At 59.7% G+C, this 25,202-nt stretch carries 28 protein-coding genes; 17 read left to right on the plus strand and 11 right to left on the minus strand.

All coding sequences use genetic code 11. The features are described 5' to 3' along the window. Positions 1-260 precede the first annotated feature (260 nt). The 6 genes from ACYZT3_RS11520 (at position 261) to cysG (ending at position 7,785) form a co-directional block, all read left to right on the plus strand. A complete protein-coding gene (locus tag ACYZT3_RS11520) occupies positions 261-2,663 on the plus strand; it encodes a DNA translocase FtsK (RefSeq protein ID WP_282377710.1) in 2,403 nt (800 codons plus the stop codon). A gap of 77 nt (positions 2,664-2,740) precedes the next feature. Next, entirely contained in the window at positions 2,741-3,364 is a 624-nt protein-coding gene (gene lolA, locus ACYZT3_RS11525) for an outer membrane lipoprotein periplasmic chaperone LolA (RefSeq protein WP_282377711.1), read from the plus strand. Between the two features lie 33 nt (positions 3,365-3,397). Beyond that, positions 3,398-4,720 carry a replication-associated recombination protein A gene (locus ACYZT3_RS11530; protein WP_282377712.1) on the plus strand — a complete coding sequence of 441 codons (1,323 nt, stop codon included), beginning with the start codon at positions 3,398-3,400 and terminating at the stop codon, positions 4,718-4,720. Further along, the gene (crcB, locus tag ACYZT3_RS11535) at positions 4,720-5,094 is read left to right on the plus strand and encodes a fluoride efflux transporter CrcB (RefSeq protein WP_462032118.1); all 375 of its coding nucleotides are present in this window, start codon (positions 4,720-4,722) and stop codon (positions 5,092-5,094) included. The genes ACYZT3_RS11530 and crcB overlap by 1 nt, the downstream gene beginning before the upstream one ends. Before the next feature lie 15 nt (positions 5,095-5,109). Next, positions 5,110-6,390: a serine--tRNA ligase gene (gene serS, locus ACYZT3_RS11540; protein WP_282377714.1), complete on the plus strand. Its 1,281-nt coding sequence runs from the start codon at positions 5,110-5,112 to the stop codon at positions 6,388-6,390. Continuing rightward, positions 6,391-7,785, plus strand: coding sequence for a siroheme synthase CysG (gene cysG, locus ACYZT3_RS11545; RefSeq protein ID WP_282377715.1), 1,395 nt, complete (start codon positions 6,391-6,393; stop codon positions 7,783-7,785). It begins immediately after the preceding gene. Positions 7,786-7,888: 103 nt separating this feature from the next. Here cysG and ACYZT3_RS11550 read toward each other — a convergent pair whose 3' ends face one another. The 9 genes from ACYZT3_RS11550 to ACYZT3_RS11590 form a co-directional block, all read right to left on the minus strand. Then, positions 7,889-8,890, minus strand: a complete 1,002-nt coding sequence (locus ACYZT3_RS11550) for a glutathione S-transferase family protein (protein ID WP_462032119.1) — start codon at positions 8,888-8,890, stop codon at positions 7,889-7,891. Positions 8,891-8,980: 90 nt separating this feature from the next. After that, on the minus strand, positions 8,981-9,982 hold the full coding sequence (locus ACYZT3_RS11555) for a glycosyl transferase family protein (RefSeq protein ID WP_282377717.1): 1,002 nt from the start codon (positions 9,980-9,982) through the stop codon (positions 8,981-8,983). Next, positions 9,979-10,314: a TusE/DsrC/DsvC family sulfur relay protein gene (locus ACYZT3_RS11560; protein ID WP_282377718.1), complete on the minus strand. Its 336-nt coding sequence runs from the start codon at positions 10,312-10,314 to the stop codon at positions 9,979-9,981. Before ACYZT3_RS11560 ends, ACYZT3_RS11555 begins: the two co-directional genes overlap by 4 nt. Beyond that, entirely contained in the window at positions 10,311-10,604 is a 294-nt protein-coding gene (gene tusB, locus ACYZT3_RS11565) for a sulfurtransferase complex subunit TusB (RefSeq protein WP_282377719.1), read from the minus strand. The genes ACYZT3_RS11560 and tusB overlap by 4 nt, the downstream gene beginning before the upstream one ends. Beyond that, positions 10,604-10,966, minus strand: a complete 363-nt coding sequence (gene tusC / locus ACYZT3_RS11570) for a sulfurtransferase complex subunit TusC (RefSeq protein WP_282377722.1) — start codon at positions 10,964-10,966, stop codon at positions 10,604-10,606. Before tusC ends, tusB begins: the two co-directional genes overlap by 1 nt. 1 nt (position 10,967) lies before the next feature. Then, positions 10,968-11,360 (minus strand): sulfurtransferase complex subunit TusD, encoded by a 393-nt coding sequence (gene tusD, locus ACYZT3_RS11575; protein WP_282377723.1) that lies wholly within the window; start codon positions 11,358-11,360, stop codon positions 10,968-10,970. Between the two features lie 216 nt (positions 11,361-11,576). Next, positions 11,577-12,281 (minus strand): YoaK family protein, encoded by a 705-nt coding sequence (locus ACYZT3_RS11580; RefSeq protein ID WP_462032120.1) that lies wholly within the window; start codon positions 12,279-12,281, stop codon positions 11,577-11,579. 35 nt (positions 12,282-12,316) lie between these two features. Next, positions 12,317-12,646 carry a DUF6388 family protein gene (locus tag ACYZT3_RS11585; protein ID WP_282377725.1) on the minus strand — a complete coding sequence of 110 codons (330 nt, stop codon included), beginning with the start codon at positions 12,644-12,646 and terminating at the stop codon, positions 12,317-12,319. A gap of 20 nt (positions 12,647-12,666) precedes the next feature. Next, on the minus strand, positions 12,667-12,915 hold the full coding sequence (locus tag ACYZT3_RS11590; RefSeq protein WP_462032121.1) for a hypothetical protein: 249 nt from the start codon (positions 12,913-12,915) through the stop codon (positions 12,667-12,669). 161 nt (positions 12,916-13,076) lie between these two features. Here ACYZT3_RS11590 and ACYZT3_RS11595 point away from each other — a divergent pair, with 161 nt between their 5' ends. From ACYZT3_RS11595 to ACYZT3_RS11605, 3 genes are all read left to right on the plus strand, one after another. Beyond that, positions 13,077-13,427, plus strand: a complete 351-nt coding sequence (locus ACYZT3_RS11595) for a hypothetical protein (RefSeq protein WP_282377726.1) — start codon at positions 13,077-13,079, stop codon at positions 13,425-13,427. A 221-nt stretch (positions 13,428-13,648) separates the two neighbouring features. Further along, on the plus strand, positions 13,649-14,086 hold the full coding sequence (locus ACYZT3_RS11600) for a hemerythrin domain-containing protein (protein ID WP_462032122.1): 438 nt from the start codon (positions 13,649-13,651) through the stop codon (positions 14,084-14,086). Between the two features lie 60 nt (positions 14,087-14,146). After that, entirely contained in the window at positions 14,147-14,740 is a 594-nt protein-coding gene (locus ACYZT3_RS11605) for an NUDIX domain-containing protein (protein ID WP_056743878.1), read from the plus strand. A 156-nt stretch (positions 14,741-14,896) separates the two neighbouring features. Here the strand turns inward: ACYZT3_RS11605 and ACYZT3_RS11610 are convergent, their stop codons facing one another. After that, on the minus strand, positions 14,897-15,412 hold the full coding sequence (locus ACYZT3_RS11610) for a methylated-DNA--[protein]-cysteine S-methyltransferase (RefSeq protein ID WP_282377728.1): 516 nt from the start codon (positions 15,410-15,412) through the stop codon (positions 14,897-14,899). Between the two features lie 135 nt (positions 15,413-15,547). Between ACYZT3_RS11610 and ggt the strand changes: the two genes are divergently transcribed. From ggt to ACYZT3_RS11630, 4 genes are all read left to right on the plus strand, one after another. Next, a complete protein-coding gene (gene ggt, locus ACYZT3_RS11615; protein WP_282377729.1) occupies positions 15,548-17,275 on the plus strand; it encodes a gamma-glutamyltransferase in 1,728 nt (575 codons plus the stop codon). A 69-nt stretch (positions 17,276-17,344) separates the two neighbouring features. Then, a complete protein-coding gene (locus ACYZT3_RS11620) occupies positions 17,345-17,878 on the plus strand; it encodes a cysteine hydrolase family protein (protein WP_282377730.1) in 534 nt (177 codons plus the stop codon). Between the two features lie 183 nt (positions 17,879-18,061). Then, positions 18,062-18,682, plus strand: a complete 621-nt coding sequence (locus ACYZT3_RS11625; RefSeq protein ID WP_282377731.1) for a YajG family lipoprotein — start codon at positions 18,062-18,064, stop codon at positions 18,680-18,682. Between the two features lie 201 nt (positions 18,683-18,883). Beyond that, complete coding sequence (locus ACYZT3_RS11630) at positions 18,884-19,162, plus strand: lysozyme inhibitor LprI family protein (protein ID WP_282377732.1); 279 nt, start codon at positions 18,884-18,886, stop codon at positions 19,160-19,162. Positions 19,163-19,408: 246 nt separating this feature from the next. On the opposite strand, the gene ACYZT3_RS11635 is transcribed toward ACYZT3_RS11630, so the two are convergent. Then, entirely contained in the window at positions 19,409-19,816 is a 408-nt protein-coding gene (locus ACYZT3_RS11635; RefSeq protein ID WP_462032123.1) for a hypothetical protein, read from the minus strand. A gap of 157 nt (positions 19,817-19,973) precedes the next feature. Between ACYZT3_RS11635 and ACYZT3_RS11640 the strand changes: the two genes are divergently transcribed. From ACYZT3_RS11640 to ACYZT3_RS11655, 4 genes are all read left to right on the plus strand, one after another. Further along, complete coding sequence (locus ACYZT3_RS11640; protein WP_462032124.1) at positions 19,974-20,996, plus strand: helix-turn-helix transcriptional regulator; 1,023 nt, start codon at positions 19,974-19,976, stop codon at positions 20,994-20,996. A gap of 151 nt (positions 20,997-21,147) precedes the next feature. Continuing rightward, positions 21,148-23,010 (plus strand): amidohydrolase, encoded by a 1,863-nt coding sequence (locus ACYZT3_RS11645; protein ID WP_282377735.1) that lies wholly within the window; start codon positions 21,148-21,150, stop codon positions 23,008-23,010. A gap of 253 nt (positions 23,011-23,263) precedes the next feature. Then, on the plus strand, positions 23,264-24,670 hold the full coding sequence (locus ACYZT3_RS11650) for a purine-cytosine permease family protein (RefSeq protein ID WP_462032125.1): 1,407 nt from the start codon (positions 23,264-23,266) through the stop codon (positions 24,668-24,670). 72 nt (positions 24,671-24,742) lie between these two features. Next, on the plus strand, positions 24,743-25,201 hold the full coding sequence (locus ACYZT3_RS11655; protein WP_282377737.1) for a GNAT family N-acetyltransferase: 459 nt from the start codon (positions 24,743-24,745) through the stop codon (positions 25,199-25,201). Position 25,202: the final 1 nt, after the last annotated feature.

The following is a 25,202-nucleotide window of genomic DNA, read 5'->3' on the forward strand; positions in this document are numbered from 1 at the left end:
TTGAGCCGCGAGTCATGTGCTGTTGGCTATGCTACACCTTGGGTTTCAAGCATGGCATCGGACGAACAAACCCGTACAATGCCTGCCTGTTACAGTGTTTGTAATAAAATAAGCGGTGCGCGCCGTGTTTATAAAAACCGGAGCGTAGTGTTAAAAGTAGTCTCCGTTACGCCTGTTAACTTTTTTACCTGCCTGGATTAGGCAGTTTTTTTAAGTCATTTAACAGATGGACGCGCCATGGGCGCAGGAAAAGAAGCGTTTTGAAGAAATCCACCGCAGCACCAAAAACAGTCGTTCCGCTCTGGCGCCAGCAGTTGCACTACCGGCTCAAGGAAGGTGCATTGATCGCCATCGGCGGCTTGTGCCTGTTCCTGATGATGGCCTTGTTGACCTATGGCAAGGACGATCCGGGCTGGAGCCATAACAGCAAGATCGACGATGTGCAGAACTTCGGTGGACCGGTCGGCTCCTACAGCGCCGATATCCTGTTCATGGTGTTGGGTTACTTCGCCTACATCTTCCCGCTGTTGCTGGCGATCAAGGCTTATCAGATCTTCCGTCAACGCCACGAGCAGTGGGAGTGGAGCGGCTGGCTGTTCTCCTGGCGCCTGATCGGCCTGGTGTTTCTGGTGTTGTCGGGCGCCGCCCTGGCCCATATCCATTTCCACGCCGCTACCGGCCTGCCGGCCGGTGCTGGCGGCGCTTTAGGTGAAAGCCTCGGCGACCTGGCCAGGAACGCCCTGAATATTCAGGGCAGTACGCTGTTGCTCATCGCGTTGTTCCTGTTTGGCCTGACGGTGTTCACCGACCTGTCGTGGTTCAAGGTGATGGACCTCACCGGCAAGATCACCCTCGACCTGTTTGAATTGTTCCAGGGTGCGGCCAATCGCTGGTGGGCCGCCCGCACCGAACGTAAGCAACTGGTCGCTCAATTGCGTGAAGTCGACGACCGCGTCCATGACGTGGTGGCGCCGACCGTCACCGACAAGCGCGAGCAGGCCAAGGTCAAGGAACGCTTGATCGAGCGTGAGCAAGCGCTGAGCAAGCACATGTCCGACCGCGAGAAGCAGGTGCCGCCGGTCATTGCGCCAGCTCCGCCCAAACCAGCGGCTCCCAGCAATCGCGTGGAAAAAGAGAAACAGGCGCCGCTGTTCGTAGACAGCGCCGTCGAAGGCACCTTGCCGCCGATCTCGATTCTCGACCCTGCAGAAAAGAAACAACTCAATTATTCGCCTGAATCCCTGGCGGCGGTTGGCCACTTGCTGGAAATCAAGCTCAAGGAATTCGGCGTCGAAGTCTCGGTGGATTCGATTCACCCAGGCCCGGTCATTACCCGTTACGAAATCCAGCCAGCGGCAGGCGTCAAGGTCAGCCGCATCTCCAATCTGGCGAAAGACCTGGCACGTTCCCTGGCCGTGACCAGCGTGCGTGTGGTCGAAGTTATTCCGGGCAAGACCACCGTGGGTATCGAAATTCCTAACGAAGATCGTCAGATCGTGCGCTTCTCCGAAGTGCTGTCGACCCCTGAATACGATAACTTCAAGTCGCCGGTCACGTTGGCCTTGGGCCACGACATTGGTGGCAAGCCGGTCATCACCGATCTGGCGAAAATGCCCCATTTGCTGGTAGCCGGTACGACGGGTTCCGGTAAATCGGTAGGTGTGAACGCGATGATCCTGTCGATCCTGTTCAAGTCCGGCCCGGAAGACGCCAAGCTGATCATGATCGACCCGAAAATGCTTGAGCTGTCGATCTACGAAGGCATTCCGCACCTGCTGTGCCCGGTCGTGACCGACATGAAGGACGCGGCCAACGCCCTGCGCTGGAGCGTGGCGGAGATGGAGCGTCGCTACAAACTGATGGCGAAGATGGGCGTGCGTAACCTGTCGGGCTTCAATGCCAAGGTCAAGGAAGCCCAGGACGCCGGCACGCCGTTGACCGATCCGCTGTACAAGCGCGAAAGCATTCACGACGAAGCGCCGCTGCTGACCAAGCTGCCGACCATTGTCGTGGTGGTGGACGAATTCGCCGACATGATGATGATCGTCGGCAAGAAGGTTGAAGAATTGATCGCCCGTATCGCCCAGAAGGCCCGTGCTGCCGGTATCCACTTGATCCTTGCGACCCAGCGTCCGTCGGTTGATGTGATCACTGGTCTGATCAAGGCCAACATTCCGACCCGCATGGCGTTCCAGGTATCGAGCAAGATCGATTCGCGAACCATCATCGACCAGGGCGGCGCCGAACAACTGTTGGGCCACGGTGACATGCTCTACATGCCGCCGGGCACCAGTCTGCCGATCCGTGTCCACGGTGCCTTCGTGTCCGATGACGAGGTTCACCGGGTGGTTGAGGCCTGGAAGCTGCGTGGCGCGCCGGAATACAACGACGAGATCCTTGCGGGTGTCGAAGAACCCGGTAGCGGCTTTGAAGGCGGCAGCGGCGGCGATGACGACAGTGAATCCGATGCGCTCTACGACGAAGCGGTGCAGTTCGTACTGGAAAGCCGTCGTGCGTCCATCTCAGCGGTTCAGCGCAAGCTGAAAATCGGCTACAACCGCGCCGCGCGCATGATCGAAGCCATGGAAATGGCCGGGGTCGTGACGTCCATGAACACCAACGGTTCGCGTGAAGTCCTGGCCCCTGCCCCGGTGCGCGACTGATTTGACTGATCTGAACTGAAAAAGCGGTGGCGCACTGATGTGCCGCCGCACTCCCCACGAATGTTATGAGGACTCCCATGCGTCTTATCCGCATGCTGTTGCTGCCGGTACTGGCTTTGACCACGCTTTCGGCCCACGCCGATGACAAGGACGTGGCGCGTCTGACCCAATTGCTGGAAAAATCCCAGACCCTGACCGCGCGTTTCTCGCAGCTGACCCTTGACGGCAGTGGCACCCGGTTGCAGGAAACGGCCGGTCAAATGTCCCTGCAGCGTCCTGGCCTGTTCTACTGGCACACCGACGCACCGCAAGAGCAGTTGATGGTCTCCGACGGCAAGAAAGTTTCCCTGTGGGACCCGGACCTGGAGCAGGTCACCATCAAGAACCTCGACCAGCGCCTGACCCAGACCCCGGCGCTGCTGCTGTCCGGTGATGTGTCCAAGATCAGCCAGAGCTTCGATATCAGCGCCAAGGAAGCCGGTGGCGTGATCGACTTCACGCTGAAGCCGAAAACCAAAGACACCCTGTTCGACAGCCTGCGTCTGTCGTTCCGCAATGGCTTGGTCAATGACATGCAACTGATCGACAGCGTCGGTCAGCGCACCAATATCCTGTTCACCGGTGTGAAGGCCAACGAGCCGATTCCGGCGTCCAAGTTCAAGTTCGTCATCCCGAAGGGTGCCGATGTGATCCAGGAATAAGACGCAGCACCCAGTGAGGTTTCATAAGTAGTGATGGACCTGTTTCGCAGTGCCCCGATTGCTCAACCTTTGGCCGCCCGTTTGCGGGCAGCCAATCTGGACGAGTACGTCGGTCAGGAACACCTGCTCGCTCGCGGCAAGCCTTTGCGCGAAGCGCTGGAGCAGGGTGCCTTGCACTCGATGATTTTCTGGGGCCCGCCGGGTGTGGGCAAAACCACCCTGGCGCGGCTGCTGGCGGAAGTCTCGGACGCGCACTTCGAAACGGTCTCGGCGGTACTGGCCGGCGTGAAGGAAATCCGTCAGGCGGTGGAAATCGCCAAGCAGCAGGCCGGGCAGTACGGCAAGCGAACCATCCTGTTTGTCGATGAAGTGCACCGTTTCAACAAGTCCCAGCAGGATGCGTTCCTGCCGTACGTTGAAGACGGCACGCTGATTTTCATTGGCGCGACCACTGAAAACCCCTCGTTTGAACTCAACAACGCGCTACTCTCACGGGCCCGCGTCTACGTGCTCAAAAGCCTCGACGAAGCGGCCCTGCGTAAGCTGGTGCATCGAGCCCTCACCGAAGAGCGTGGTTTGGGAGCGCGGCAACTGACCCTCAGCGATGAAGGCTTCCAGATGCTGCTGTCGGCTGCCGATGGCGATGGCCGGCGTCTGCTGAACTTGCTGGAAAACGCCTCGGACCTGGCTGAAGACAACAGCGAGATCGGCGTCGACCTGCTGCAAAGTCTGCTCGGTGATACCCGTCGGCGTTTCGACAAGGGCGGCGAAGCGTTCTACGACCAGATCTCTGCGCTGCATAAGTCGGTGCGCGGCTCTAATCCCGACGGCGCGCTGTACTGGTTCGCCCGGATGATCGATGGCGGTTGCGATCCGCTGTACCTGGCCCGGCGCGTGGTGCGCATGGCCAGCGAAGACATCGGCAACGCCGACCCCCGCGCCCTGAGCCTGTGCCTGGCGGCGTGGGAAGTGCAGGAGCGCCTCGGCAGCCCTGAAGGCGAATTGGCGGTGGCTCAGGCCATCACCTATCTGGCTTGCGCGCCGAAAAGCAATGCGGTGTACATGGGTTTCAAAGCCGCCATGCGCAGCGCCACCGAACACGGTTCGCTGGAAGTGCCGCTGCACCTGCGCAACGCGCCGACCAAATTGATGAAGCAACTGGGTTATGGCGACGAATACCGTTACGCGCACGATGAGCCGGACGCCTACGCGGCCGGCGAAGATTACTTTCCGGAAGAACTTGAGCCACAACCGTTCTATCAACCGGTGCCCCGCGGGCTGGAGCTGAAGATCGGCGAGAAGCTCAATCACCTCGCGCAACTTGACCGTCTCAGCCCACGGCAGCGGAGAAAATAGTGATTCCTTTGATCGTTGCCGTTTGTGTGGGCGGTATCTCCGGAACGCTTTTGCGCTTTGCCACCGGTAACTGGATCAACGCTAATTGGCCGCGGCACTTCTATACCGCGACGCTGGCCGTTAATATCGTCGGCTGTTTGCTGATCGGCGTTCTATACGGTCTGTTTTTGATCCGCCCGGAGGTGCCGATTGAGGTGCGCGCCGGGTTGATGGTTGGCTTCCTGGGGGGGCTGACAACTTTTTCATCCTTTTCACTGGATACGGTGCGCCTGCTGGAAACCGGGCAAATGCCGCTGGCCCTAGGCTATGCTGCCATCAGCGTATTCGGCGGGCTGCTCGCTACCTGGGCTGGCCTGTCCTTGACCAAACTTTGATAACGAGAGACCGACATGCTCGATTCCAAACTGTTACGTAGCAACCTTCAGGACGTAGCGGACCGCCTGGCATCCCGTGGCTATACGCTGGATGTTGCGCGCATCGAAGCGCTGGAAGAACAGCGCAAGACCGTCCAGACCCGCACCGAAGCACTGCAGGCTGAACGTAATGCGCGCTCCAAATCCATCGGTCAGGCCAAGCAGCGTGGCGAAGACATCGCGCCGCTGATGGCCGACGTCGAGCGCATGGCGAACGAATTGAGCGCCGGTAAAGTCGAGCTGGACGGGATCCAGACCGATCTGGATTCGATCCTGCTCGGCATCCCGAACCTGCCGCACGAATCCGTGCCGATCGGCGATGACGAAGACGGCAACGTCGAAGTGCGCCGCTGGGGCACCCCGACCGCGTTCGATTTCCCCGTTCAAGACCACGTCGCCCTGGGCGAGAAGTTCGGCTGGCTGGACTTCGAAACCGCCGCCAAGCTGTCCGGCGCCCGTTTCGCCCTGCTGCGTGGCCCGATCGCTCGTATGCACCGCGCCCTGGCGCAATTCATGATCAACCTGCACACCAGCGAACACGGTTACGAAGAGGCCTACACGCCTTATCTGGTTCAAGCGCCGGCGCTGCAAGGCACGGGTCAGCTGCCGAAATTCGAAGAAGACCTGTTCAAGATCACTCGCGAAGGCGAAGCCGATCTGTACCTGATCCCGACTGCTGAAGTGTCGCTGACCAACATCGTCGCGGGCGAAATCGTCGATTCGAAACTGCTGCCAATCAAGTTCGTTGCGCACACACCGTGCTTCCGCAGCGAAGCCGGTGCGTCGGGTCGCGATACTCGCGGCATGATCCGTCAACACCAATTCGACAAGGTTGAAATGGTCCAGATCGTTGAGCCATCGACTTCGATGGAAGCGCTCGAAGGCCTGACCGCCAACGCCGAGAAAGTCCTGCAACTGCTGGAACTGCCTTATCGCACCCTGGCGCTGTGTACCGGCGACATGGGTTTCAGCGCGGTCAAGACCTACGACCTGGAAGTGTGGATCCCGAGCCAGGACAAATACCGCGAGATTTCGTCGTGCTCCAACTGCGGCGACTTCCAGGCCCGTCGTATGCAAGCGCGCTTCCGCAACCCGGAAACCGGCAAGCCTGAACTGGTTCACACCCTGAACGGTTCCGGCCTGGCGGTCGGTCGTACGCTGGTGGCGGTGCTGGAAAACTACCAGCAAGCCGACGGCTCGATCCGTGTGCCGGACGTGCTGAAACCGTACATGGGTGGCCTTGAGGTCATCGGCTAAATGGACTATCTGCCGCTGTTTCATAACCTTCGCGGCAGTCGTGTGTTGGTCGTCGGCGGGGGGGAGATTGCCTTGCGCAAATCCCGCCTGCTGGCCGACGCCGGTGCGCTGCTGCGGGTGGTTGCACCTGAAATCGAGCCGCAACTGCGTGAACTGGTTATCGGCAGCGGTGGCGAGTGTTGGGTGCGTGGCTACGTCGAAGCGGACCTGGACGGTTGCGGGCTGATCATTGCCGCCACCGACGACGAACCGCTGAACGCGCAAGTCTCCGCCGATGCCCATCGGCGTTGCGTGCCGGTCAACGTGGTGGATGCGCCGGCCTTGTGCAGCGTGATCTTCCCAGCGATCGTCGACCGTTCCCCTTTGATCATTGCGGTATCGAGTGGCGGCGACGCGCCGGTGCTGGCGCGGTTGATCCGTGCCAAACTGGAAACCTGGATTCCTTCCACCTACGGTCAATTGGCCGGTCTGGCAGCGCGATTCCGCAGCCAGGTCAAACGCCTGTTCCCGGATGTGCAGCAGCGTCGGGCGTTCTGGGAAGACGTGTTCCAGGGCCCGATTGCCGATCGACAACTGGCCGGGCAGGGCGCCGAAGCCGAGCGCTTGATGCTGGCGAAGATCAATGGTGAAGCACCTGTGGCCACCGGCGAAGTTTATCTGGTGGGCGCAGGGCCGGGTGATCCGGACCTGCTGACCTTCCGCGCGTTGCGTTTGATGCAGCAAGCCGATGTGGTGCTGTATGACCGCTTGGTGGCGCCCGCGATTCTGGATTTGTGCCGTCGCGATGCCGAACGGGTTTACGTCGGCAAGCGTCGCGCCGATCACGCTGTGCCGCAGGATCAGATCAACCAGCAATTGGTGGATTTGGCCAAGCAAGGCAAGCGGGTCGTGCGGTTGAAGGGTGGTGATCCGTTCATCTTCGGACGCGGCGGTGAAGAGATCGAAGAGCTGGCAGCCCATGGCATTCCGTTCCAGGTGGTGCCGGGTATCACGGCGGCCAGCGGTTGCGCGGCGTATGCCGGGATTCCGCTGACGCACCGCGATTACGCGCAGTCGGTGCGTTTTGTCACTGGGCACCTGAAGGACGGCTCCACCGATTTGCCGTGGGCCGACCTGGTTGCGCCGGCGCAAACCCTGGTGTTTTACATGGGGTTGGTGGGCTTGCCGATCATCTGCGAGCAATTGATCAAGCATGGTCGCGCAGCGGATACGCCGGCGGCGTTGATCCAGCAGGGCACCACCGTCAATCAGCGGGTGTTTACCGGCACCTTGGCGAATTTGCCGCAGCTGGTGGCGGAGCATGAAGTGCATGCGCCGACGCTGGTGATCGTTGGGGAAGTGGTGCAGTTGCGCGAGAAACTGGCGTGGTTCGAAGGGGCTCAGGCGCAGGTCTGAAGACCGAGTCGCCTCCTTCGCGGGCAAGCCTCGCTCCTACGGTCGGTGAGATCTGTAGGAGCGAGGCTTGCCCGCGAAGGGGCCCTCAAAAGCTGCACACACCTTAGGCCCTGCGCCAAACCCCTTTCCCGCTCAGCCGCTCCCGATCATGCGGTGCCGTGAAATCCTGCGCCGGCCCTTTCGGTACAACCCCCGTTGGGTTGATGGTCTTGTGGCTGCCGTAGTAGTGAGGCTTTATGTGCTCGAAATCCACCGTCTCGGCAATCCCCGGCCACTGGTAAATCTCCCGTAGCCAGTTCGACAGGTTCGGATAGTCGGCAATTCGCCGCAGGTTGCACTTGAAGTGCCCGTAGTACACCGCGTCGAAGCGAATCAGTGTGGTGAACAGCCGAATGTCCGCTTCTGTCAGGTATTCACCGACTAAGTAACGATTCTCGCCTAACAGCAGCTCCAGCCGATCCAGCTCGGCAAACACATCATCGAACGCCTCTTCATAGGCTTTCTGCGACGTGGCAAACCCGGCGCGGTACACACCATTGTTCACCGCCGGATAAATCCGTTCGTTCAGCGCGTCGATCTCGCCCCGCAGCGGCGCCGGGTAGAAATCCAGGTCATTACCCGTCAAATCATCGAAGGCGCCATTGAACATGCGGATGATCTCCGCCGATTCATTGTTAACGATGCGATTCTGCTGTTTGTCCCAGAGCAATGGCACCGTGACGCGGCCGGTGTAGTCGGCAGTATCGGCGGTATAGCGCTGGTGCATGAAGTCGAAGTGATCGAGCTTGTCGCCGGTCGATCCGAGGTTCTGGTCGAAGGTCCAGCCGTTTTCCAGCATTAGCCAACTGACCACTGACACATCGATAAAGCTATCGAGACCTTTGAGTTTGCGCAGGATCAGCGTGCGGTGCGCCCACGGACAGGCGAGGGACACATAGAGATGATAGCGCCCGGCCTCGGCCGCAAAACCACCGACACCGGTCGGGCCGGGTTTGCCGTCGGCGGTCAGCCAGTGGCGACGCTGCGCCTGTTCACGCTGGAACGCGCCGTCCTTGCTGCTTTCATACCACTGGTCATGCCAGCGACCTTCAACCAACAAACCCATGTTCTAGACTCCTCAACCAGTAAGCATTGGAGAGAAGTCTATTCGCATAGGTTCGATAAAAAAGCGCAAAGGTTTGGCGCTTATGATCGGTTAAATCGATCTGTCCCGAGCATCCCAGTACTGCTGGGCGGTTTCGAAGGCGCTTTCGCGGGTTTGACCGAGGCCCCGCAAGGCCAGGGCCATGGTCGAGATCAGCGCCATTTGCGGGTAGCTGTCGACCACGTCGCCACGCCACACGGCTTTCAGGTGTCCGGGATCGAGCGCGGCCGGTTTGACGTGGCGCTGGCTCGACAGTTGCGGCCATTCCTCATCCCAGCTTTCGCCGCCCGTGGTGCCGTACAGATGACTGTCGGCGTCCGGGTTGATCTCGATTTCGCCGCCGTCGCCTTTCACCACGATCGCGGTATCGCCGAGCAAGCCGCTGGCATCGCGATGCACAGCCTGGTAACCGGGGTGGAAAATGCTTTGCAGGCCACAGCGAGCACCCAACGGATTGAGAATCCGCGCCAGGGAGTGGATCGGCGAACGCAGGCCCAGGGTGTTGCGCAGGTCGATCATGCGCTGAAGTTGCGGCGCCCAATCCACCAGCGGCATGAAGGCCAGTCCGCCGTTATCCAGCGCCACACCCACCTGCTGCCAGTCGCGGCACAACGGAATCTTCAACTCATCCAGCAGCTGTTCGCTATACAGCCGACCCGCCGTGTGCGCGCCGCCGCCGTGCATGAAGATGCGCAGACCATTTTGCGCCAGGCACTTGGCCGCCAGCAGATACCACGGCAGATGACGTTTCTTGCCGGCATACGTCGGCCAGTCCAGATCAACTGCCAGTGCTGGAGAATTGAGACGTTCGCGCAACGCTTCGGTAAAGCCCGCCATCTCCTCGGCGCTTTCTTCCTTGTGCCGCAACAGCATCAGGAAGGCGCCGAGCTGGGTGTCTTCGACTTTGTGGTCGAGCACCATGCCCATCGCTTCGCGGGCTTCCTCGCGGGTCAAGTCGCGAGCCCCGCGTTTGCCTTTGCCGAGGATCCGCACGAACGGGGCGAACGGATGTTCGGCGGGTGTTTCGAGGGTCAGCGCTGGGTAATCGGTCATAAGCAATTCGTCGGTTTGGGCAGGCCCGCCAGTTTTGCGGCGAGTTTGGCAGGGGTGCCTTTGAACAGTCGGTTCAGGTGCAGGCTGTTGCCCTTGTCCGGGCCCAGCTTCAATGCGGTGTACTTGATCAGCGGGCGGGTGGCCGGCGACAACTGGAATTCGTCGTAAAAATTGCGCAGCAGTTCGAGAATTTCCCAGTGTTCAGGGCTCAACTCGATGTCTTCGGCGGCGGCCAGGGCGCTGGCCACCTCAAAGGACCAGTCGCTCAGTTCTACCAGGAAACCGTCCTTGTCCAACTCGATGGCGCGTGCGCCGACCGTCAGGGAGTTCATAGCCAACTGTTGACCTTGTCGTAGTGAATCGACAGCTCGACGAAGGCCGGGTAATCGATGGCTGTGGCCCAATCCGGAGTAACCAGCGCCCGGGCCTGAGCGTCTTCGGCCAACACGAACAGTTTCAGACTGCGGGCGCTCAGCGTGCTGAAAGGTGCGGTGCCCGGTTGTAAGGCATACGCCGCATCGCCAGACAGCAGCAGCGCATCGCCAGCGCCAATCACGCGCAAGCAACTGGTCAGGCGATCGTCGCCGAACGGGGAATGAGACAACACATGCAAAGTCGACATCAGAGGGTAATCACCTGGTCGTAACGGTCAATAAGTGCGGTGATTTCGTGTGCGGCCAGCACTTGAGCGTCTTCCAGCGCTAAACCGGCCGGGTCCAGACCCCGTTCTGCAGCACTGGCGCCACAGACGAAAAGGTCTTCGACACCGAACATCGGCAAGGCTTGCAGGTTGGCGCTCAGGTCCTTCTGCTGGAGGGCCTTGGCATCCTGTTGCGCGGCGAGCTGAAACACCCCGTCATCGAGAAACAGCAGGCCGATCGGCAGGTCGAACGCACCGCCGGCCAGCACGATGTCCAGCGCTTCCCGCGCACTCGGTCCGGACCATGGCGCCTGTCGGCTGATAATCAGCAAGGATTTAGGCATCTCACGCGCCTCCGAAACAGATCAGACGGTCAGCGTCCTGCACCGCATCATGCAACTGGCCGAGTCCGGACAATTCCCACGGCGCGCCTACAGCAACGGCTTCACGCTGATAGCGTCCGGCTTCTTCTTCGTTCAACACACCACGGCGCAGGGCCGCGGCGATGCACACGACACCGTCCAGTTGATGCTCGGTGACGAAGTTGCGCCATTGCTTGGGCAAGTCCAGCTCATCCTGCGGCGTGACTACGCTTGCGGAGGCGTTGTAGACGCCGTCCTGATAGAAAAACAGCCGGACAATCTCATGCCCGCCGGCCAGCGCGGCTTGGGCGAACAGCAAGGCGCGGCGCGAGGAGGGCGCATGGGCGGCGGAAAACAGCGCGATGGCGAACTTCATGACGGACTCGATCAGCAAAACTGCGGCCATGATAATGCTTTATCGCCGGGGCGGCGAAGGGCGTTTTCCTCGAGACCCATCGCTGCACCCACTGAATTCACTGATCGTTCCCACGCTCCGCGTGGGAATGCCTCATTGGACGCTCTGCGTCCGCTTGGGACGCAGAGCGTCCCGGGCAGCATTCCCACGCAGAGCGTGGGAACGATCATGTCAAGATCAGCGCGGCATATACCCCAACTGCCAACGCCGCGGAATTTTCAGCGACAGCAGCCCGATGGCGCCGGCCAGCAGACCGCTGACAAACAAGGCGCTGAGCCCCAAGTGATGTTCCAGCACGGCGCCGATGACCGCGCCAGCAAACATCCCGGTCCAGGGGATCAGTTGCACGCGCCAACCGTTGCGACGTTCGCCGAGCATCCAGCGTCCCAGCCCACGGCCGAAGCGCGACAGGGCGCCGGTGACGTAGGTCAGGCCGACCGGCAGGCCGTTCACTTCTTCGACGGCGGCATTGAGCATGCCCATGGCGATGATCGCCGCCAGCAACGCCGGCAATTGTTCCTCATAAGGCCAGGCCGCAGCCCCACACAGCAGCGTGGCGATGCACAGCAGCAAGGGCAGCGCCCGACGGCCGCCGAGGCGGCTGACGACGATACCCAAGGCGTTGCCGACGACGAAGGTGCCAACGAGTATCATCAGGCGCAAGGTCAGGCCCAGGTCGCCATCGCTGATGGCGACGGCGAGGCGGGTGGTGTTGCCGCTCATGAACGAGACGAAATCGCCGCTGGCCATGAAGCCGATGGCGTCAGTCATGCCAGCGAGCACCGAGAGGCTGGCCACCAGCGACATGCCGATGCGTCCCCGCCATTTCCGGGTATGCAGATGGCCTGGGCTGGCGCGGTCAGTTGAAAGGGATGGCAACATCAGCGAAGGTCGTCCTCAGGCAGCGACCGCGATGGTCACTTACTCAATCCATATAACTCGCAATACTCCAGCCAGTCCATGCCGGCCATCTCGGCCACTTCCTTGTGCACTTCCAGGCGTTGTACCTGATAGTCCTCGGGCGTCGCCGCGGTCAGTTGCAGCGTCAGCTCCCAGGCAAACAATCCCAGGTGCTCGGCCTCGGTTTCAAACGCTTCGTTCAAGCGCTCCTCGCGGTACTGCGCCGCGGTCTCGCCCTTGGCCTGAGCCAACAGAGGGTTGAGATTGTCGAGTTCGACGCGCAGTTCAGGGCGCACATCGAGAAACTTCTTCAGCGCTTGCTCGTGTTGCTGTTCGGTTGCCGCCATGGTCGCTCCTTGAGGCCGGGTTACGAAGATTGCTTCTTGCTGGCCTTGGCCGCTGCTGCCAGGCCCTCAAGGGCAAACTGCTCGGGATACGTCATTTGAATCGGCGTGGTTTCACCTTTGACGGTTCTTTCGCCGTCAAGGATGTAACGAATCCGCTTGTCGGTGACGCCAATTCGCTTGGCAATCCAGGACGGCGTCTGACCGATCTGGCTGATCAGCTTGTCGGCATATTCAGCGGTCGGTTTGTAATATTCGGCGTTGGGTGTCATGGCCTTTCCAAAAAATGAGCCCGGAAATATGGGCGATGCGGCGTTGATGGCGCGACAGGGTGCGCGAATCGTCACTCGGTGTCGCGGTATAAATGAAGTAAAGCAGAACGATACGCCGTGCCGCGGTGATACAGTCCGCTTTTTCTTGATGAGCGAACGCAATGCGAATTCTGATGGTGGCGCTGGCCGTAACGTTGCTGGCGGGATGCGCCGGCTCGGCGATGAACGATGCCCGCACTGGAACCCCGTACAAAACCCTGACGTCGGACAAGCCGGAAAAAGTCGTCGCCCAGTGTGTGCAGTTTTCCTGGCAGGACGAGGCGGTGTTCGGGGTCGATGCGGGCGCGTATTTGCAGCCTGGCAAAAAGGGTGGTTCCACCGTTTACACGCGGTCGGCCGAGTCCTTTGTGGACGTGACGACTGACGCTTCCGCAACCGTGCTGAATTATTACGCGCAACGTGACGACTTTGTGGCCAAGCGCCGACTCGCGGCGCTGGCGACCTGCCTCTGATCCTTTGGACTGACGCATATCCCTGTAGGAGCGAGCGATGCGGCGGTCCGACTTGCCCGCGATGGCGTATTTACTGACACACCGCGTTATCGTTCATCGCGAGCAAGCTTTGCTCCTACGAGGCCTTGTTCTATTCCCTGAGAACGAGTGGAACCGTCGTCCTCCCCCGGATGTCTAGCCTAAACAGCGTCATTCCAGAACGCGGCCTATGAGGACAATCCGTGAATATTTTTGAAGCCTTGCGCGAAAGCCATGACCGCCAACGCGCCTACGCCGATGCGCTGATCCAGACCAACGGCGATACCCCGGAGCGGGTCGAGGCTTACCAGCGGTTCAAGTCCGAACTTCAGGCCCACGAAACCGCTGAAGAGCGCCATTTCTACATCCCGCTGATGGAGTTTGACAACGGCGTCGACCTCAGTCGCCATGCGATTGCCGAACACCACGAGATGGACGAAATGATGGAAACGCTGGACGAGACCGAGATGTCCAGTCCGGCTTGGCTGGCCGTCGCGAAGAAGCTCGCCGAGAAGGTCAATCACCACATGGAAGAGGAAGAGCAGAAGTTCTTCCAGATGGCCGGCAAGCTACTCGACGACAAACAGAAAGAGACGCTGGCGGGGCAATATGTGAAGGAATACAAGGCCCAGCTTTCTTAGCGCCAGGCTTTCGTTTTCGCCTAACATGTGCGCCTTCCGACGAAAAAGGGATGCGTTGTCATGTCGAACACAGCCGAGCGGGTCAACCTCATCGAGTCCCAGGTGTTGTCCCACGACTGGTACCTGCTCAAGAAAATCACCTTCGATTACCTGCGCAACAACGGCGAATGGCAGCGCCAGACCCGCGAGGTCTACGACCGGGGCAACGGCGCGGCGATTCTGCTGTTCAACCGCGAAAAGAAAACCGTCGTGCTGACCCGGCAATTCAGATTGCCAGTGTTTGTCAACGGCCACGATGGCTTGCTGATCGAAGTGGCGGCGGGGCTGCTCGAAGGTGCGGCGCCTGAAGAGCGCATCCGCGAAGAAGCGGAGGAAGAAACCGGTTATCGCGTGCACCATGTGCACAAGGTGTTCGAGGCCTACATGAGCCCTGGTTCGGTGACTGAAAAACTGCACTTCTTCATCGCTGAGTACGATGCCGCGTCTAAGGTCAGCGATGGCGGCGGACTGGAAGAGGAGACCGAGGAACTGGAAGTGCTGGAGTGGAAATTCGACGACGCACTTGAGGCGTTTTATCGCGGGGAAATCTGCGATGCGAAGACCATCATGCTGTTGCAGTATGCGGCGATGAAAAATATTTTCACGGCGGGCTAATCAATGTAGCAGCTGTCGAGCCTGCGAGGCTGCGTCCGACTGCGCAGCAGTCGCAAACTCAGGCACCACGGTTTACCCGGAACAGCTTTATGACTGCTTCGCAGCCGGACGCAGCCTCGCGGGCTCGACAGCTGCTACAGGTCGCGTTACGGCTGATCAGAACAAATCGCCAGTCCTGCCGGCTCCTGACCACTCGCAACCCTCCAGCGTCAGCAGCCGTTCCTTCGCCTCTAGTCCACCGGCAAACCCCGTCAACTTCCCCGAAGCGCCAATCACCCGATGACACGGCGCAACAATCGAAAGCGGATTCTTGCCATTCGCCGCACCTACCGCTCGCACCGCGCTGGGATTGCCGATTTGCCGGGCAATCTCGCTGTAGCTACGGGTCTCGCCAAAAGGGATGCTCAGTAGTGCTTCCCACACCTGTTTCTGAAATTCCGTCCCTGAAAAATCCAGTTCGAGATCAAAACGGTTCCGCGTACCGGCGAAGTACTCCTGCAATTGCTGAGTGGTGCGCACAAGGATCGGATTGTCCGGCGCTTCTGTCATCGGCCCAAGCCTTACCCGACCCGGTTTGTCGTTTTCCCAGAGGATGGCTGCCAGTCGCGAGCCGTTCGCGACCAGCTTTAACTCGCCGACCGGAGACGCCAAGGTGGTGAAGGTGTAACTCATACCGGCGGACTCCGCAAAAGGTTGAACAGCGGCCAAGCATACTGCCTCGACCGGGAGGCGCAATACGTAATCCGGGCCATACTGCGTACTGCTCTTGAAGCGTTTTCCTACTTAAAAACAAGAAGAGACCGACTCATGAAGTTCGAACCTTTTGCCAAATCGCTGATTGCGACCTCGTTGGCGCTCAGCTGCCTCAGTGCTTACGCGGCCTCCGTGGCGCCGGTCGCGGCCGAAAACGGCATGGTTGTCACCGCGCAGCATCTGGCCAGTCAGGTGGGCGTCGATGTGCTCAAGAACGGCGGCAACGCCGTCGATGCCGCAGTCGCGGTCGGTTACGCGCTGGCGGTGGTTTATCCCGCGGCGGGCAACCTGGGCGGCGGCGGTTTCATGACCATTCAGTTGGCGGACGGGCGCAAGACCTTCCTCGACTTCCGCGAAAAAGCACCGCTGGCCGCCACCGCAGACATGTACCTCGACAAGGAGGGCAATGTCGTCCCTGACCTGAGCACCCGTGGCCATCTGGCCGTTGGCGTGCCCGGCACCGTGTCGGGCATGGAACTGGCGCTGGAGAAATACGGCACCAAACCCCGCAAGGAAGTCATCGCCCCGGCCATCAAGCTCGCCGAAGACGGATTTGAGCTGGAGCAGGGCGATGTCGAGTTGCTGGAGTACGCCACCGACGTCTTCAAAAAGGACATGCGCGATTCCGGCTCGATCTTCCTGAGCAACGGCGAGCCGATGCAGGTCGGCCAGAAACTGGTGCAAAAAGACCTCGGCAAAACCCTGCGGGAAATTTCCGAGAAGGGTGCCGACGGTTTCTATAAAGGTTGGGTGGCCGACGCCATCGTCACCTCCAGTCAGGCCAACAAGGGCATCATCACTCAGGCCGACCTCGACAAATACAAGACCCGCGAACTGGCCCCGATCGAATGCGATTACCGCGGTTACCATGTGGTCTCGGCACCGCCGCCAAGTTCCGGCGGCGTTGTGATTTGCGAGATCATGAACATCCTCGAAGGCTATCCGATGAAAGACCTGGGCTATCATTCGGCCCAGAGCATGCACTACCAGATTGAAGCGATGCGTCATGCCTACGTGGACCGCAACAGCTACCTGGGCGACCCGGATTTTGTGAAGAACCCGATCGCTCATCTGCTGGATAAAAACTACGCCACCAAACTCCGCACCGCCATCGATCCGCAAAAGGCCGGCGTGTCCCGCGAGCTCAAACCCGGCGTAGCGCCACATGAAGGCAGCAACACCACCCATTATTCCATCGTCGACAAGTGGGGCAACGCGGTCTCGGTGACTTACACCCTGAACGACTGGTTCGGCGCCGGCGTCATGGCCAGCAAAACCGGGGTCATTCTCAACGACGAGATGGATGACTTCACCTCGAAAATCGGCGTGCCGAACATGTACGGCCTGGTGCAAGGGGAGGCCAATGTCATCGCTCCCGGCAAGGCACCGCTGTCGTCCATGAGCCCGACCATCGTCACCAAGGACGGCAAAGTCGTGATGGTCGTCGGCACTCCCGGTGGCAGTCGCATCATCACCGCGACCTTGCTGACGATGCTCAACGTGATCGATTACGGCATGAACATCCAGGAAGCGGTTGATGCACCGCGTTTCCACCAGCAGTGGTTGCCGGAAGAGACCAACCTGGAGACCTTCACCACCAGTCCGGATACGGTGAAGATGCTCGAAAGTTGGGGGCACAAGTTTGCCGGGCCACAGGACGCCAACCATGTGGCGGCGATTCTGGTCGGCGCGCCTTCGCTGGAAGGCAAACCGGTCGGCAAGAACCGTTTCTATGGGGCGAACGACCCACGTCGTAATACCGGGTTGTCGCTCGGTTATTGAGGGTTGTTTTTCAAAGGGGACGGATCTATTTTTCGTCCCCTGATCCACTGACTTTTCAAGGAAGGGACCATGGCTACCGCACTGCTGATCATCGACGTCCAGCACGCCTTGTGCACTGGCGAGTACGAGTGTTTTGAGATCAAGCGCGTTATCGAGAACATCAACGACCTCAGTACCAGAGCCCGAGATGCCAATATCCCGGTTATCCTCATCCAGCACGAAGAAAAGGGCGAGCTGCTGCAACATGGTTCTGAAGGCTGGCAGTTGGCTGAGGGGCTGGAAACGTCATCCCATGACTTGCGCGTACGCAAAACCACCCCGGATTCGTTCTACCAGACCAACCTGCTGCAATTGCTGAAACATAAGGACGTTGACCGCCTGATCATCTGCGGCCTGCAAACCGACTATTGCGTCAATGCCACCGTCCGTCAGGCCCTGACCCAGGGCTATGACGTGGTGCTCGCCGCCGATGCACATTCCACCGTCGACAACGGCAACCTCGCCGCCGAAGACATCATCGCCGAGCACAACGCAGACTTGGCGCACTTGACGGGGCCCGTGGCGCGGATCGACGTAGTCCCGGTCAGCGACATCCGCGTTTAAAACCGGCTTCGTCCTTTTAAACAAAAATCGTGTCCCCTCGCTCACGATTTCCGCCGCGCTGCCGATTCACTTAATGCCTTCGCAAGCCCCGGTTTTTACATCGGGGCTCGACAGCGAGGGCGCGCGAAACCTGCTTGCCTTCCTGAATCGAAAAATGGACTGATCACAATGACCGGAGTCGTCATGAAATACCTGAAACTCGCCTGCTTGTTGTTGGCTACGACCGCCTTGTTCGGGTGCGTGACCAGTCGTTCGGTAGTCGGCGTAGACGCACCTCAAGCCGCGAACGGCAATGGCCAGAAAGTCGCTATCACGGTGCTCGACGAGCGCCGCTTCGAACTCAAACCTGAAATTCCCGAGATTCCGTCCCTCAAGGATGGCGAGATCACCGACAAAACCATCACCGAGCGTGCTATCGCCCGTAAACGCAACGGCTACGGCATGGCGCTGGGTGATGTGTTGTTGCCAGAAGGCACCAAGCTCAGCGACCTGATCGCCAAGAGCATTGCCGCGGCCTATGGCCAAGCGGGCTATCGCGTTGTCCAGAGCGGTGAAAAGACTGCCGATACCCAAGCCGTCACCGTGCATGTCATTGAGTTCTGGTCGTGGATGTCGCCAGGTTTCCTCACAGCAGGCGTGAACAACAAGCTTCACCTGAAAGTGGAAACAGGCAACGCGTCCCCGGCTGTCGAAATCGTGAGGCAGAACCGCGAAGGCGTGCAGGTCGTCACCGAAAACGACTGGAAGGAGAGCACCCAACAAGGTTTAAAAGCCATCACCGAGACGATGGCAAAAAATCTCTAAGCATTGAAAATACAACCGGCGCCCGCAAGGCGCCGGTTTTAATTCAATCTGTCTGCAACCGCCGCACGACCACCTGAAAACGCTCACCACGTGTGTGGTGAGCGAGCGCCGGGTTGCAAAGCACCACCGATCCATCGTTTTCAAATGCCCGCGCTCATGGACTTGGGCATACTGGCGCCGCCCATAGAATGGAATCTGTCGATGCCCTCAACGTTTTCTCGTTTCAAGACCCCTTACGCTTTCCTGTTGATGCCTGTCTTCTTGTCCGCAGCTGCCCACGCCAGCAGCTTCAACTTCGACAGCGCCGCCAACGTCAGCGAAAAAGCCATCTGTGCGGACCCCTACACCTCGGATCTTGACCGAAAACTGGGCGCACTCTGGAGTTCGACGCTGCCTGAGGTCGCCGATCCCAAGGCGCTGAAGGCGGATCAACGCCAGTGGCTGAAACAACGCAATCAATGCGCTGACAACATCAGCTGAAAGGGCTCGTTACTACACCAACGTACCGGGCTGGCAAGGTCGCTTGCCTGAGTCATTGAAGCGTTGGTACGACGAGCGAGCGAAAGACGAGACGTTACCGCTGGACTTGATGCCTTGAGCCGATAATTGTGGGGGGCTCGCGCCGGTTAACGCTTACGCTGCCCCGAAAATCTCGATCAGCTCAGTCAAAAAAGCGCTCACCACATCACGTAGAGTTGCCAGCACTTTATCGGCACTGGTTCTGCGCTACGCGTCAGGTTGGTTCTTTACGCGCTTAATAGCTGTCGTCACATGAGGCACCGCATACGTTTTGTACCAATGATTCATCCCTTCAATGGCTTTCTTGGCGGGAGCAACGTCGTAAGCCCCGACCAACTCTGCGCCAGCCTGCGCCATGGCAACCAGAATACGAGCTGCTTCCGGTACGTAAGGGAGGTTACTCCCGGCCTCATGCCGCTCACGAATAATCTGATAGCGAATGTTCTCAGGCAGTGTCCAGGCACTGATCAAGAACTCCTGAACGGAGTAATCGACGCCTTTGATAGCCACGGTCGCGGCGCGATGTTCTTCGCAGTAACCTGCCGCTTCGATCTGCTCACAGCTGTCGATGACAGTGTTCATCATTTCTCGAATTTGCTGCCAATCCGTTTTCATTCGAACTCCTTTTCAATGGGGATTCAGAGGCTACCAAGCATACTCAGTTCTCAATCCGGCGAAGGTTTTATCTGGATAGCTGTATCGCGCTGGACGCCATAACCGAGCCTATGGCATCGTCAAATTAATACGCCACGTAGCAATCAGGATCACATCAATGGAGGAGGGTGACGAAGTTGGCGGCAATACGTCGATGGCAACGCTGAAAGCATTCAATCTGTGCGTGCTCCAGCTGGGTCGTCTTGCCCGAGATCGCGGCGCCTCCCAATTCATCGCTGACGGCCTGCAAGCCTTCCATCAGTTGGTGCCCTTCGCGTCAGCCTGGTGGGGCGAGATGTCCGCATCAGGCGCCGATGCTCCGCCCAAAAGCTGGATGCACGGGCGAATCAATCTGCCGGAGTCGTTTGCCGCCGAATGGCACAAGAGTGCGGGCAGCGACAAATTCTCCCATGACACCTTGAGCCAACCCGGCGAGGTCGTGCGCGACAGCGGGTTCACCGACCCGGATGAAAACGTGGATGCGTTCGCTCGGCGCCACGACCTCTACCACCTGATGTGCATCACCTTCGAGTTGCCCGAAAGCGGCTTGATGTTCTTTGTCTGTCTCTACCGTGGCAGTGATGCTGCGGCGTTCAATGACAGCGAAGCCGGGTTGTTTTCGGCGTTCTGCGACCATCTGTTGCAGCTGTGGCGCTTTCAGGTGCAGGACATGATCCGCTTCGATACGGGCAACGGGGCGACTGACTTCGGGGTCGCGCGTATGGACGGCAGTTTGCTGTACGTGGGAGCAAGGCTGTGCGCCACCATTCAGCGCGAGTTGCCTGGGTGGAGTGGTTCAATGCTTCCCTTTGATGTGATCGCGCAGCTGCAAAAGGCACCTTGCGTCATGCGCCTGGGTCGCTGCGCACTGACACTGATCCCTAACGCCGAGCATGTCGTTCTGTCGCTCGAAACACAGTCGCGCGGGGCGGTGCTGGCGCCTCGCGAGCGCACTGCCGCGAGGCTGTTCGCGGCGGGCCATTCCTATAAGGAAATTGCCAAGATCCTTGCCTTGAGCCCTGCGACAGTGCGCACTTATCTGCGCAATTGCTACTTGCTGCTCGGTGTGAAGAGCAAGGTGGAACTGGGTTCTGTCCTGCGTTCTTCGACCTCGCTTGCGGACGCAACGCGCCGCGATTAACCCGCGGTATTTCCAACTAATCGCCTTACCCCTCCTCATTTGTGGAGGTCTATCCGAGCGCCGTGCTCTATAGGGTATGCCCTGCATATCAGGGGTTTGCACGGCAGTCTGTTCGGGCACTTCTAAAACTATAAAAACAGAGGTGAGGCATTTGAAATTTTCCAGGCTATTTATCGCCGTTGGCGTGACAACGGCATTTTCCTGCATGGCACTGGTGGGGTGTCAGACGCAGGGTTCGACACCCGCTGACAGGGTGATGCGCAACGGCTATGTCTACACCGTCGACGGCCAGAATTCCGTGCAGCAGGCGATCGCCGTCTCGGGCGGGAAGATCGTGTATGTCGGCAGCGATGAAGGCGTTTCTTCGTACATCGGCAAGCAGACGCAGCTGATCGATCTGGCGGGACGCATGGTGATGCCGGGCTTCATCGATGCACACATGCATCCGGGGGACGGCGGCCGCGCCATGACGCTGTGCGACCTGAAATATCAGACGATGACCCGCAAGGTTTTCCAGGAAACCATTCAGGCGTGCCTGGATGCCGACAAGGGCAAAGGCCCCGATGTCTGGCTGGAAGTGGGCAGTTGGGATCGCATGGGCATGGACGGACTTGACGGCGACCCGGACAAATCGACGCTGGATGCGCTCAAGACCGATCGACCGATTCAGGTTCGGTCCACTGATTTCCATACCGTGCTGACCAACTCTCGCGGCCTGGAAGTGGCTGGCATCAGCAAGCACACGGCCAATCCCGGTGATGGCAAGTATGTGCGCGACAGCGCCGGCAACCCGACCGGCATTTGCGAAGACGGCGCTGCCGATGCCATGGCCTCGGTGGTTCCGCCAGCCACCGACGCAGAAAAACTCAAGCAGACCCGTGCGGCGCTCGACGCCCTGCGCCAGCAAGGCATCACCAGTTTCTTCGATGCCCTGTCGGGGCCTGAAAATGGCAAAGCTTTCACCGCCTTGCAGCAGTCGGGCGAGCTGACCGCCCGGGCCTTGCTGGCGATCAAACTGGACCCTGCCGCCGCGGCTGCAGACCCGGCGAAAACCATCGCCGAGGCCAAGGCGTTGGCCACGACTTACGACCAGGGCGATGCGAAACCCGCGCCGGGCGTGAGCATGCGTCACGTCAAATTATTCATGGATGGCATCATCAACGCGCCGGCGGACACGGGTGCGATGTTGACGCCGTACCTGCGCAATGCCGGAACCGATGCAGCGCCCAAATGGACGTCAGGCAAGAATGTCGGTGAGCTGTATTTCCCGCCGCAAGTGCTCAACTCTCTGCTGCTGAAGGCCGTCCAGGCCGGCCTCGATCCGCACCTTCATGCCACCGGAGACCGAGCGGTGCGTGACTCACTGAACGGCATCGAATACGTGCGCCAGCAACTGCCGGGCAATGGCTTCCGCCCAGCCATTACGCACAACGAGTCGGTGGACCCCGCCGACTATGCGCGCTTCAAGGCGCTCGACGTGACCGCCAACATGTCCTTCCAGTGGGCGCAGCAGGCGCCGTCCACGGTCGACGGCACCAGCGATCATCTCGGGCCTGCGCGCTTTGCCCGTATGGAGCCATCCGGCAGCATCGCTCGTGCCGGCGGGCGTGTTGCGTATGGCAGCGACTGGCCCGTCGACCCGCTCGACGAATTCCTCGCACTGAAGGTCGGGGTCACCCGCTCAGGCGATCCACTGAACCCGCACAGCTACGGTCCCAAGTATGCGGGCAGGCTGAATGCCGACCCGGCGCTGTCGCGCACTGAAGTGCTGCGCACCATCACCATGAACGCGGCCGAGCAGTTGAAACTGGACGCTGTTGTCGGTTCGGTCGAGGTCGGCAAGTTCGCCGACGTGATCGTCCTGGACAAGAACTTCATGCAAGTGCCCGAGGATGAGCTGGCACGCAACGAGGTGCTGATGACCGTGGTCGGCGGCAAGGTCGTGTGGGCCAAGGCGCCGTTCGTGGGTCTTGATCAGCGGCCGGCTCAAGTCGCCGTGACTGAACAACAATAAAAGCAACAGTCAGCCCCAATGCCCGTCAGTTAAGCCGTAATGCGATCTGTAGCAGCTGGCGCAGCCTGCGTTCGGCTGCGGAGCAGTCGTCGATCCGATATATGCGGTCTACCTGACATATCGCGTGTTCTGATTTTACGACTGCTTCGCAGCCGAACGCAGGCTGCGCCAGCTGCTACAAAGAGTGAGTCGTCGCTCAAATCAATTCACTGATTGGCATTTAGCGCCTACCCATAAGAAGAGAACACCGTAAATGACCAAGGTCAGCGATAGTCAGCAGCGAAGTCCCCTGATCGAGACACGTTCGATCGATTACATTCCCGAGGCCGAGCGTCATGGCAGCCTCTACAGCCAGTTCACCCTGTGGCTCGGCGCCAACCTGCAAATCACGGCGATCGTCACCGGCGCCCTGGCCGTGGTGCTGGGCGGTGATGTGTTCTGGTCACTCATTGGCTTGCTGATCGGCCAGGTGCTCGGCGGTGCGGTGGTTGCCCTGCACGCGGCACAAGGGCCGAAGCTCGGGCTGCCGCAGATGATCTCCAGTCGTGTGCAGTTCGGGGTCTATGGGGCGGCCATCCCGATTGTGCTGGTGTGCCTGATGTACCTCGGTTTCAGCGCCACCGGCGCGGTACTGTCAGGGCAGGCCATTGCCCAGTTGATCCCTGTCAGCGACAGCGCCGGCATCCTGATTTTTGCCACCTGCATCGCGTTTCTGACGATCTTCGGTTACCGGGTTATCCACCTGGTCGGCAGGGTGGCCAGCGTGCTGGGCATCATTGCCTTCGTCTATCTGTTTACCCGGTTGATGACGCTCAACGATATCGGCCTGTTGCTGGAGAACCGCCACTTCGGCTGGAGCACTTTCCTGCTGGCAGTATCCCTTTCCGCGTCCTGGCAGATCGCCTTTGGCCCTTATGTGGCTGACTACTCACGCTACCTGCCGAGCAAGACCTCGTCCTGGAAGACGTTTGCTGCCGTTGGCCTTGGAACGGTGCTGGGCGCCCAGGCGTCCATGGTGCTGGGGGTATTCGCGGCGGCATTGGCCGGTGCGAATTTCCGCGGTCACGAAGTGGCGACTATCGTCGGGTTGGGCAGCACCGGTGTGATGGCGTCCCTGCTGTACTTGAGCGTGGTGTTCGGCAAGGTCACGGTGTCCACGCTCAACGCTTATGGCAGCTTCATGTGCGTGGCCACGATCATCAGTGGCTTTCGCAGTCGTCTCGAGATCTCCGCCAGGCAGCGCATGGTGTTTGTGTTGGTGATTGTCGCGGCGTCCACCACGCTCGCGCTGCTGGGCCAGCACTCGTTTCTCAACGCCTTCAAGTATTTCATTCTGTTTTTGCTGACCTTCTTCACGCCGTGGAGCGCGATCAATCTGGTGGATTACTACTTCATCAACAAGGAGCGCTATGACATTGCGGCACTGTCTGACCCGGCGGGTCGTTATGGCCGCTGGAACATGCGCGGGATCAGCGTGTATGTCCTCGGTGTATTGATCCAGTTGCCCTTCGTCGATACTCACTTCTACTCCGGGCCGATGGTCGCGCAACTCGGCGGTGTCGATATTTCGTGGATTGTGGGTCTGGTGGTGCCGGGCATCCTCTACTACCTGCTGGCCAGGACTTCAGCGCTTGCTGTCCAGTCAGTCCGGGACAATTGAATACCCGGTGCTAGACTTCCAGGCTGATCAGCCTCAGGCGCTTTCGACAGCTTTCGTACGGAGACGACATCCATGGACATCCAGGCCCTACGCGCCGACGCATCCCACATCGATAAAATCACCAGCCTCTTCGACGCCTATCGAGGCTTCTACGGCCAGCCACCGAACCTGGCGCAGTCTCGCGCGTTTATCGCCGAGCGCATCGCCCGGGACGAATCCGCGATCTTCTTCGCCCAGGCTCCCAGCGGCGAGGCGCTGGGTTTCGTCCAGTTGTTCCCGACGTTCTCCTCCATCGACGCACACCGCACCTGGCTGCTCGGCGACCTCTTCACAACACCTGCCGCCCGAGGGCAAGGGGTAGGCAGGTTGCTGATGAACACCGCGCGAGCCTTTGCGCTGTTGACCGGCGCCAAAGGTATGGTGCTGGAAACGGCCACGGACAACGTCGGCGCGCAACGCTTGTACGAATCCTTGGGCTATGTGCGCGATACGGGTTACTACACCTACTGCCTCGATTTGAAGCAAGGCTGAG

The sequence above is a fragment of the Pseudomonas sp. MDT1-16 genome (assembly GCF_054898115.1).